The sequence below is a fragment of the Streptomyces sp. NPDC001514 genome (genome assembly GCF_053597075.1).
Genome location: NZ_JBSFHO010000051.1, coordinates 19,470 through 29,198, shown reverse-complemented (window position 1 = coordinate 29,198; position 9,729 = coordinate 19,470). Strand labels below are relative to the sequence as shown.

Annotated in this window: 10 protein-coding genes, 1 tRNA gene and 1 riboswitch; of the genes, 6 read left to right on the top strand and 5 right to left on the bottom strand. The window is 69.5% G+C overall.

Annotation, left to right across the window (positions count from 1 at the left end; translation table 11 throughout):
* Nucleotides 1-338: 338 nt before the first annotated feature.
* From ACWCXB_RS34555 to ACWCXB_RS34545, 3 genes are all read right to left on the bottom strand, one after another.
* Nucleotides 339-509, bottom strand: coding sequence for a hypothetical protein (locus tag ACWCXB_RS34555; RefSeq protein WP_450728112.1), 171 nt, complete (start codon nt 507-509; stop codon nt 339-341).
* A 15-nt stretch (nt 510-524) separates the two neighbouring features.
* On the bottom strand, nt 525-854 hold the full coding sequence (locus ACWCXB_RS34550; RefSeq protein WP_450728110.1) for a hypothetical protein: 330 nt from the start codon (nt 852-854) through the stop codon (nt 525-527).
* A gap of 187 nt (nt 855-1,041) precedes the next feature.
* Nucleotides 1,042-1,746: a response regulator gene (locus ACWCXB_RS34545; RefSeq protein ID WP_450728118.1), complete on the bottom strand. Its 705-nt coding sequence runs from the start codon at nt 1,744-1,746 to the stop codon at nt 1,042-1,044.
* Nucleotides 1,747-2,291: 545 nt separating this feature from the next.
* Between ACWCXB_RS34545 and ACWCXB_RS34540 the strand changes: the two genes are divergently transcribed.
* The 6 genes from ACWCXB_RS34540 to ACWCXB_RS34515 all read left to right on the top strand — a co-directional run bounded on the left by ACWCXB_RS34540 (nt 2,292) and on the right by ACWCXB_RS34515 (nt 7,138).
* On the top strand, nt 2,292-2,780 hold the full coding sequence (locus ACWCXB_RS34540; RefSeq protein ID WP_450728108.1) for an FBP domain-containing protein: 489 nt from the start codon (nt 2,292-2,294) through the stop codon (nt 2,778-2,780).
* 54 nt (nt 2,781-2,834) lie between these two features.
* Nucleotides 2,835-3,035: a DUF5988 family protein gene (locus tag ACWCXB_RS34535; protein WP_385421137.1), complete on the top strand. Its 201-nt coding sequence runs from the start codon at nt 2,835-2,837 to the stop codon at nt 3,033-3,035.
* 203 nt (nt 3,036-3,238) lie between these two features.
* Nucleotides 3,239-3,312 (top strand) — tRNA-Met (locus ACWCXB_RS34530).
* 147 nt (nt 3,313-3,459) lie between these two features.
* Complete coding sequence (locus ACWCXB_RS34525; protein ID WP_450728106.1) at nt 3,460-4,209, top strand: MerR family transcriptional regulator; 750 nt, start codon at nt 3,460-3,462, stop codon at nt 4,207-4,209.
* A 319-nt stretch (nt 4,210-4,528) separates the two neighbouring features.
* Complete coding sequence (locus ACWCXB_RS34520; RefSeq protein WP_450728116.1) at nt 4,529-5,701, top strand: PP2C family protein-serine/threonine phosphatase; 1,173 nt, start codon at nt 4,529-4,531, stop codon at nt 5,699-5,701.
* Between the two features lie 231 nt (nt 5,702-5,932).
* Nucleotides 5,933-6,068: riboswitch (cyclic di-AMP (ydaO/yuaA leader) on the top strand.
* Nucleotides 6,069-6,079: 11 nt separating this feature from the next.
* Nucleotides 6,080-7,138: a M23 family metallopeptidase gene (locus ACWCXB_RS34515; protein WP_450728104.1), complete on the top strand. Its 1,059-nt coding sequence runs from the start codon at nt 6,080-6,082 to the stop codon at nt 7,136-7,138.
* A gap of 214 nt (nt 7,139-7,352) precedes the next feature.
* Here ACWCXB_RS34515 and ACWCXB_RS34510 read toward each other — a convergent pair whose 3' ends face one another.
* Nucleotides 7,353-8,690: a PrsW family intramembrane metalloprotease gene (locus ACWCXB_RS34510; RefSeq protein WP_450728102.1), complete on the bottom strand. Its 1,338-nt coding sequence runs from the start codon at nt 8,688-8,690 to the stop codon at nt 7,353-7,355.
* Nucleotides 8,691-8,837: 147 nt separating this feature from the next.
* Nucleotides 8,838-9,614, bottom strand: coding sequence for a tRNA (guanosine(46)-N7)-methyltransferase TrmB (gene trmB, locus ACWCXB_RS34505; RefSeq protein ID WP_450728114.1), 777 nt, complete (start codon nt 9,612-9,614; stop codon nt 8,838-8,840).
* Nucleotides 9,615-9,729: the final 115 nt, after the last annotated feature.

Genomic DNA, 9,729 nt, shown 5'->3' with positions numbered 1-9,729 from the left:
AGCTTCTTCTTCCCCTGCGGTGTCCGGATCTCTCGGATCTCGAAGGCCATCGCGTCCCCGAAGGTCGGGTGTTGCGGTGATCGTTAGAACCTAAGGAAGGTGAGAGGGGGAGCGTCGTGCCATGGCTGCAGGCGGCGGTACGGGGCGAGTGCCCAGGGTGAGAATCCCGCGCTCCGGAGTCGGCTGGGCATGGAAGGCGGGGACACGGTGATGGGCCCCGTGGTACCGACCCGGACGCACCCGTGCACAGGAGTTACGGCGCTCCGGCACATGCCCGCTGCCCGGCCGAGCCACGGCTCCCCAGGCCGCCAGGCACGGCAGCCCTGGCGGCCTGATGTCTAAGCAGCCTCAGTGCCCCGTCCACGGTCCAGCTTGCCCTGGAGATGGACCATCGCTCCTGTCGAGACCGCTGTGAAAACGAGTTCGCCCCAGAGCGGTTCTATGAGGAACTTGTTGACCGCTGCCAGGATGACGAACCACACGGCGAAAACGAGAACCTTACGGAGCATTGACTTACCTCAGACTCAGTTGATCAGAGAGGAGAGGCAGGCTGCGGCGCCTGCCCCCACCGTGTTGACTGCGATTTCCCGCGCAGCCTTCTTGTTGACTCGACCCACGATCAGGGCGGCTGCGCTGCCGACTCCCGCCCTCAGCAGGCAGTTCTTGGCCGCCTTGGTCATCGGACGACCTTCGAGCGCCTTGCAGTACTTCGCCCGCTCCTTACCCGTCTTGCTCTTGTCGAAGTAGCAGTTGGCAATGTTGTGCTCCTGGATGACGTCCACCGCCTGGGCCGCGGGAGCGGCGCCGAGGGTGAGCGCCGCCACGATGATGCCCGTTATGATCTTGTTCTTCACTTTGTTCCTTGCGCGTATGGGGAAGAGGGCGAAACGCTCTTCCCGTCAGCCCGAATGGCCCCTCGAAGGCTGCCGTGAAGCAGATCTCCGGACCATCCGTCAGGAGTCTGGATCCACCCTCCAGTTGGCGGGAATTTCCGGAAGTCCATATCCGGGCTGTCCCCATGCGCGTACCGGTCCGAGGCCGCTACGAAGCCGCTGCACTGACGAGCATCGGGCGCTTCGGAACGCCCTCCCCGCCCTCGACGGCAGGCAGAAGCCCGGCTCGCTCCGCAGCAAGGGCTGCTTGGACTCGGTTGGTCACACCAAGCTTTGAGAAGATGGAGCTGACATAGTCCTTCACGGTGCCGATGCCCAAGTACAGGCGCTCGGCGATCTCGCAGTTGGTCAATCCCTCGGCGAGTAGGATCAAGATGTCCCGCTCGCGTGCAGTCAAGGGTTCCAACCCCGCCATCTGTGGACCCTTTGTGGCCCCGTGGCCCTCAAGGACGGCTCGTGCCGCACGTCCTGCTCGACCGGACAACGCCAGACCGCCATCGGCGAGAAAGCGAACCATCGCACCCAGCTGTTCCAAGTCGGTTTCCTTGTGGAGGAAGCCACCCACGCCACACTCCAGCGCGCGTGCGAAGTGCTCTTCGGCGTCGAAGCGGCTGAGCATGCACACAGCCGGCGGCGACTCCATCTCGGTGATCGCAGCAAGAACTGTGAGGCCGTCCATGTCAGGCATTCGGATATCCAGCAGAACAACATCCGGCCTGTTTTCCTGGATCACCGCCACAGCGTCCCCGGTGCTTGCCACCGCAGCAACGGTCACGTCGTTTTCCGCAGCCAGGATGTACTTGAGGCCGGCGCGGATCAATGGCTCGTCATCGACTACTACAACCCGAACCACTCGTTCCCCCGTCAAAAACAAGAAGTTACCCCGCACGTCTGCCTGCGCAGATACTCGGGTGATGTGAGACGTAGCGGCTGCACATAGCGCGTCGGTGCGAACTTCAACCCGCCAGTCGGCTGGGACACATGGGCACGCAAAGCCAACCGCCACTACGCAAGCGAACCAGGAGTCGGTTGGTCAGACCGGCACCTTGCCGCCGTGCAGCCGGATCATACTAGGGGTGCCGATCAGCCCGGAGGGGCAGCCTCCAGATAGCTGACGGGCCGCCAAGTGACGGGTGGGTCCTGGCCGGGTGGAACCCCGCCAGGACTCTGTCGGGCCTGGTCGGAGAACGGCGGACTGGGCGGGGGACGCGGGCGACGACCGCGGGGTCGAACGGGATCCGGGTGGCCGCGTAGCGGCCGGGCCGGCGAGGGCCAAGGCGATGGAGGCGTGGGCGAAGGCCGTCGGCCCGGCGCGAGCTGCCGTGAGGAGTGCGCCCTCTCTGCCTAAGGTAATTAACCTGTTGCCTAATATGTTTAGGCATGCCTAGCGTCGACTGCATGAAGGCACTGACCGAACAGGACATCCGCGCATCGTTCGTCAACTGCTCGAAGGGCGAGGCCAAACGGCTGGCCGTGCCGCGCGATCTCGCGGAGCAGCCCTGGGACGACCTGGACTTTCTGGGGTGGCGTGACCCCGGCGCACCCGACCGTAGCTATGTCGTCGCCGAGCGGGAGGGCCGGCTCATCGGGGTGTGCCTGCGCTTCCCGGCCCGGCAGCGGGGCTATCTGCACCGCAGCATGTGCTCGCTGTGTCTGACGACCCACCCCGGGGACGGCGTCTCGCTCATGACGGCCGCCAGGACCGGCCAGGAGGGCCGCGACGGGAACTCGGTCGGCCTGTACATGTGCACCGACCTCGACTGCTCCCTCTACGTACGCGGCCGGAAGCAGCCGGTGCCCGGAGGGCGCCTCCAGGAGTCGCTCACGGTGGCGGAGCAGATCGAGCGCACCAGGGGGAATCTGTACGCGTTTCTTGACCGGCTGTGACCCGATGTGATCCGACAAGGTGCATCGGGTGCCAGACGTGGGAAAACTGGACTTATGACTAGCAAGGCACTCCTGGAGGGTGGCCCGGACGATCTGGCGGGGCAGATCGTGCCGATCACTCCTCCCGGACAGGAGCTGAAGATTCCGCACCGCGGCGGGTACGAGCACTTCAAGGTCACGTCGCGCCATGAGGACAGCCCGGAGGGACGGCTGCCCGTGTACGAGTGGTGGGAGCGTACGGAAGTCGCCGAGTAGGGCCCACGGGCCACAGGACGTGGAATGGGGGACCGGGGCGGCGGCCGGTGAAGGGCCGGCGGCCGGTGGGTTGAGGGCTGCCCGGACCGTTCCCGGAACGCCCACGAGCTGTGCCGGAGCTGCCCCGGAACTGCCCGGGACGCCACCGCGACCGTAAATGGGAGTGGATCTTGCTCCCGATGGCGTAAGGTGGTGTTCACCGACGCGGGGTGGAGCAGCTCGGTAGCTCGCTGGGCTCATAACCCAGAGGTCGCAGGTTCAAATCCTGTCCCCGCTACTGAAGGCCGAAGGCCCGGATCCTGATGGATCCGGGCCTTCGGCGCGTCTGGACGCTGCCGACGCCTGCCGACACTGCCGATTCCGCCGACCGTCCGCCCCGCCGCCGCTTGACCTTTACGTAACGTCAAGTTCTAGCGTGAAGGGCATGGAGTGGTCGATCCAGGAAATCGCCAGGAAAGCCGGTACGACGAGCCGCACGCTCAGGCACTACGGAGAGCTGGGGCTGCTCGTGCCGAGCCGGATCGGCAGCAACGGCTACCGCTACTACGACCAGGACGCCCTGATCCGGCTGCAGCGCATTCTGCTGCTGCGCGAGCTGGGGCTCGGGCTGCCGGCAATCGCGCAGGTCCTGGAAGGACAGCGGGACACGGCCGCCGCCCTGCGCACCCATCTGAGGCTGCTGGAGCAGGAGCGGGAGCGCATCGGGCGGCAGATCGCCTCGGTGCGGACCACTCTCGACCGCACGGAGAGAGGAGAGGAACTCATGGCGGAAGAAGTCTTCGACGGCTTCGACCACACCCAGTACGAGGAGGAGGTCACCCGGCGCTGGGGCCGCGACGCGTACGAGAAGGGCGACCGCTGGTGGCGCTCGCTCAGCGCGCAGGAGAAGCAGGCCTTCCAGGACCGGCAGGCCGGGATCGCCCGTGACTTCGGGCAGGCGCTCAAGGACGGTTTCGCACCGGACAGCGACGAGGCGCAGGCGATCGCACAGCGGCAGGTCGAGTGGCTGTCGGTGACGGTCACGCCGACGAAGTCGTACGTCATCGGGCTCGGCGAGATGTACGTCGCCGACCCGCGCTTCACGGTGAACTACGACCGGCACGAGGAGGGCACGGCGGCGTTCGTGCGCGACGCGATGAAGGTGTACGCGGAGCGCAACCTCAGCGACGACTGAGGCCCGTACTCCTGACCAGGTCACCAGGAGGGCCCCCTGGTGACCGTCGGCTCGGACCGTCTGCCCTGTCGCCGCGGTACCGGCCGGCCGCCCGGGACGTAGCCCGGTTGGCCGACGGCGATTCGCCGCGCGGCCCGGCTCCGGCCAGCCTGGGTGGGGCGCGGTAGGTCCGCATCCGTGGGGCGGACCGGGCAGGAGACCTTTGGTGGGGCAGCGAGCAGGCGACAGCGACGACGGCATCGACGACGGCATCGACGACGGCATCGACGACGGCATCGACGACGACAGCGTCGGCGACGGCCCCGCGGGCGACGGCCGGATCGGCGACGGCCCCGCGGGCGACGGCGGCATCGGCGATGGCAGCGTCGGCGACGCGCCGCGTCGTGACGGCGGCCGCCGGATCGTCGGGGTGCTGCCCGTGCTGCTCGTCATCGGCGGGATCTTCTTCGATCTGGCCACCCCGGCGTCGTACACCGCCTCTCCCCTCTTCGCCGCGTCGCCGCTGGTCGCCGCGCCCTTCTTCGCCCTGCAGTACACCGTGCTGGCCGGCGTCGCCGCCGTCGCGGCGGAGGCAGGACTGCAGGTGTACAACGGCACGGTCACCGAAATCCCGTCGGTGACCGAGCTGCTGACCGTGGTCACCGTCGCCGTGCTGGCCCTGTTCATCAATCGGATCGTGCGCCGCGGCAGCGCGCGCCTCGCCTCCGCGCGCGTCGTCGCGGAGGCCGCCCAGCGGGCGGTACTGCCCTCGCCCGCCGAGCGGATCGGCGGCCTGCAGGTCGCCGCGCGGTATGAGGCGGCGCAGGCGGACGCGTTCATCGGCGGGGACCTGTTCGCCGTGCAGGACACTCCGTACGGGGTGCGGCTGGTGGTCGGGGACGTGCGGGGGAAGGGGCTGAACGCGGTCGAGGCGGTGGCTGTCGTGCTCGGGGCGTTCCGGGAGGCGGCCGAGCAGGAGCCGTCGCTGGAGGGGGTTGCGCGGCGGCTGGAGCGGGCGCTGGCGCGGGAGGGCACGAGACGCTCGGGGCTCGATGTGTTCGAGGGGTTCACCACCGCCGCGCTCGCCGAGATCCCGATCGGCGACGGACGTGTGCGGGTGGTCAACCGGGGCCATCCGCCGCCGCTCGTGCTGCGCGCGGACGGCGTGCTGGACATCCTGGAGCCGAGCGAGCCCGCGCTGCCGCTTGGCATGGGTGATCTCGGCGCCTGGCCGGACCGGGTGGACGAGGCGGCGTTCCCGGCCGGGGCCACGCTGCTGCTCTACACGGACGGGCTGTCAGAGGCGCGCGACGCGCACGGCGTCTTCTACGATCCGCGCCGGCGGCTGGGCGGCCGTATCTTTCCCGGCCCCGAGGAACTGCTGGACGCGCTCGTCGCCGACGTGCGGCGGCATACGGGCGGTGCGACGACGGACGACATGGCGCTGCTGGCGGTAAGCCGGCCGGGGGAGCGGGAGCCGAAGCGACGCCGGACGATGCCGGTGGTTCCCTGAATCGCGACGGAACGTAATCGAAAGGGAGCCCTCCGCATAACATTTGATGCACCGTCAGAATTGGTGGGGTGGGTGTGGTGGGGTCAACTCGCCCGATTCCCCCCTCTTGTGGCCGGAAAGTCCAGGCCAATATCGTTAATGATCACTGGGAACAGCTTGGAATAGGACCCCGGTGTCTATTAACGTTCGATAACGCAGCGCGGTCGTCCCAGCCGTCGCAAGAGACGGCACCGTGCGCACGCGCCGAATCCCGTAAGGGAACCGGGGAACCACCAATTGGGGTGAATCGGGCACTTCGCGGTGCTCGTAGGAGACCTTCCTGCTCCGAACCCGTCAGCTAACCCGGTAGGCGAGAAGGAAGGAAAGGAGCACGCCTCCGTGGCGTCCAACGAGCCTGCCCTCCAAGAACCTCCCACCACAGAGTGGGTTCCCACCGCAGAGTGGGCTCCCGCCGCCGGGACGGAGGAGTGGAACCCGACCGAGGAGTCAGTCCGCCCGGTCCGTGGCAGGCACCGCGTCGTCAAGCAGCGCAACGGACTCGCCCGGAGCTCCACCGTCCTCGGAGTCGGCGTCATCGCCGCGGTCGGCGCGGGCGGCATGGCCACCGCGCAGGACAAGCCCGCCGTCTCCATATCCCTTCCCGACACCATCACGGACAACCTCCCGGACGCCAAGTCGCTGCCGGGTGTGGGCTCCCTGATGTCGGACGAGTCCGACGAGCAGGACGGCAACCGGAACGAGGCGCCGCTCACCGCGCTCTCCGTCGCCGACACGGCGTCCGCCGAGGGCGGCGAGGAGAGCGCCACCGGCGCGGGCGAGGCGCTGCGCGCCCGCATCCTCCAGCAGGCCGAGCAGCAGCAGGCCGAGGCCGACGCCGAGGCGAAGGCGGCCGCGGAGAAGGCAGCTGCCGAGAAGGCTGCGGCGGAGGCGAAGGCCCAGCAGACCGAGGCCGAGGCCGCGGCCGCGGAGGCGAAGCGGCTGGCCGAGGAGGAGGCGGCGCGCAAGGCGGAGGCCGAGCGGCTCGCCAAGCTCGCCGCGAGCTACTCGCTGCCGACGTCCTCGTACACGATCACCTCGACCTTCGGCCAGGCCGGCTCGATGTGGTCCTCCGGGTACCACACCGGCCTCGACTTCGCCGCGCCCACGGGCACGCCGACGAAGGCCGTGCACGGAGGCACCGTCAAGTCGGCGGGCTGGTCCGGGTCGTACGGCTACCGCATCGTGCTGGAGCTCGAGGACGGCACCGAGGTCTGGTACTGCCACCTGTCGTCGATGACCGTCGGCGTGGGGCAGACGGTCACGACGGGCGAGACGATCGGACGCGTCGGCGCGACCGGCAATGTCACCGGCCCGCATCTGCACCTGGAGGTGCACACGGCGGGTGGCGACGGAGTGGACCCGGCGGCGTGGCTGCGGGACAAGGGCCTCAGCGTCTGAGTCGTCGACTCGTCGTTTCGCTGAATCGCTGATTGGCTGATTCGTCGGTTCGCTGTACGACTCTCGGCGTTCGCGTTTCGCGTTCCCGTTCGCCTTCACGCTTCGCTTTGACGTTCACATCGGCTGCGCCCACTCCCGGGCGTCCCCTCATGCTCGTACGACCCGGCAGCCCCGGCAGCCCTGGCGGCACCCCCCCGACGCCAGGGCTGTCGGTCTATCCCCGGTACGGGTTGTAGCCCCCGTAGTCCCGGTACGGCGCAGGCGCCGGCAGCCAGACCCCGCCCGCCGCCTGGACCGCGTACACGAGGGCCGGGGACGCCACGTGCTTGCGTTGCCAGAGGTGGTGGAGCAGTTCCTGCTCGCGGGCCACGAAGTCCGGGCCCGCCGTGCCGCGGTGGGCGCGGTGGCGCAGGAAGGCCAGGGAGGTTGCGAAGGCCTCGTACTCGGACACGGCGCGGGCGGCCGCGGGCCCGTGGGTGCGGCCCGCCATGTCGCGTGCCATCGTGCGCGCCCGCATGGAGGAGAGGGCGAGCGGCTCGGCGGGGGAGAGCCAGCCCGCCGCGGCGTACGCGGGGAGCTGGGTCGCGACCGTACGGAGCTCACGCTGCCGGGTCCAGACCGCCAGCCAGGTCAGCAGTCCGAAGGCCGGCACCATGAACGCCGCGTACACCGCGTAGAAGCCCCACGGGCCGAACACCCCCGAGCCGTTCCACAGCGCATGCATGCCCATCGCCATCGCGAGGCCGAGCAAGGGCAGCGCGGTCCTGCGGAACCTCCTGCGCCGTGCCGTGATCGCCGCGACGCCGAAGCCGATGCCCGTCAGCACCGTGAAGAGCGGATGCGCGAACGGCGACATCACGATCCGTACGAAGAAGGTCGCCGCGGTGACGGATGCGAAGCCGGAGTGGCCGAACTCCTGGTCCTCACCGAAGGCGTTGCCGAGATAGAGGATGTTCTCGGTGAAGGCGAAGCCGGTCGCGGTGAAGCCGGCCACGACGACGCCGTCGACGATCCCCGTGAAGTCCCCTCGCCGGAAGCGGAAGATGAGCAGGATGGCGGCCGCTTTGGCGCTCTCCTCCACGATCGGGGCGACGACGGTCGCGCCGATCGTGTCCGCGGACGTCGGGTCGGCGGTCGCGGTGGCTATCCACTGGGTCGCGAACGAGTTCGCGATGATCGCCACGAGCGCGGCCGCGCAGGCGCCCCAGGCGAAGGCGAAGAGCAGGTTCCGCCAGGGGCCCGGCTCGACGCGGTCCAGCCAGCGGAACGCCGCCATCAGCAGCGGGACCGGCAGCAGGGCGAGACCGAGGCCCACCAGAAAGCCCTCGGTGCCGGTCTGCTCACGCACCAGCGCGAGGATGACCAGGCCGGAGAGGGCGAGCAGGGTGACGAGGATCCCGGCGCGCAGGGCCTTGCTGCGCCAGAGGGCGCGGCTCGGCCGGTAGCGCCATTGCGCACGCGCCGGCACGGCGTCGAACAGCGGCTGTTCGTCGCACGCCGGGACGGCGGGGTGTGGCGCCGCCGGTTGCGGCTGCGGGGACCAGTCGGACACGCGACGACCCTAACGAGGGGCACTGACAGTGCGCGACGGGGTTACGCGACAGCGTTACACGGCCGGCGCTACACGGCCGGCGTTGCATGACCGGCGCGAGGCCGGCGCTTCGTGGCGGGCCGGCCGGCTGGTGTCGGCGCGGCGCCGTTACCGTGCCCTGCGGCGGAACAGCAGGTCGTGCACCACATGCCCCTTGTCCAGGCCCTGCCCCTCGAACCGGGTCAGCGGCCGGAAAGCGGGCCGGGGCGCGTAGCCGCCGTCCACCTGCGTGTTCTCGAAGTCGGGGTGCGCGGAGAGGACCTCGAGCATCTGCTCGGCGTACGGCTCCCAGTCGGTCGCGCAGTGCAGCACCGCACCCGGCTTCATCCGGCCCGCGGCGAGCGTGAGGAACTCGGGCTGGATCAGCCGGCGCTTGTGGTGGCGCTTCTTGGGCCATGGGTCCGGGAAGTACACGCGGAGGCCGTCGAGCGCGTCCGGGGTGAGCATCTCGCGGAGCAGAATGATCGCGTCACCGTTGGCCACGCGGACATTGGTGAGGCCCATGCGGTCCGCGAGCCCGAGGAGATTTCCCTGGCCCGGGGTGTGCACGTCCACGGCGAGGATGCCGGTGCCGGGATCGGCGGCGGCCATCTGAGCGGTCGCCTCGCCCATGCCGAAACCGATCTCCAGGACGACCGGCAGCCCGTCGAACATCTCACCGAGATCGAGGGTCCGCAGCCCGTCGATGTCCAGCCCCCATGTGGGCCACAGCCGCAGCAGCGCCTCGCCCTGCCCGGCGGTCACCCGGCTCCGGCGTGGCTGGAAGCTGCGGATCCGGCGCTCATGGTGCGACCCGGCCGGATCGGCGGCGGGTCCGCCCGGGAACCGCGGCTCGCTCTTGGCCCGGGGTCCCTTGGTGGTGACGTTCTCGAACTCAGACACAATGCCCCGATTGTACGGCGCGGGCGGGGGAGCACGGGGGGCGCCGATATGCGGCTCCGCCGCGTGGGCTCGCCGCAGGCGACCGAGGCTCACCGGGCGGCGGCGCCCGGCGGCGTGT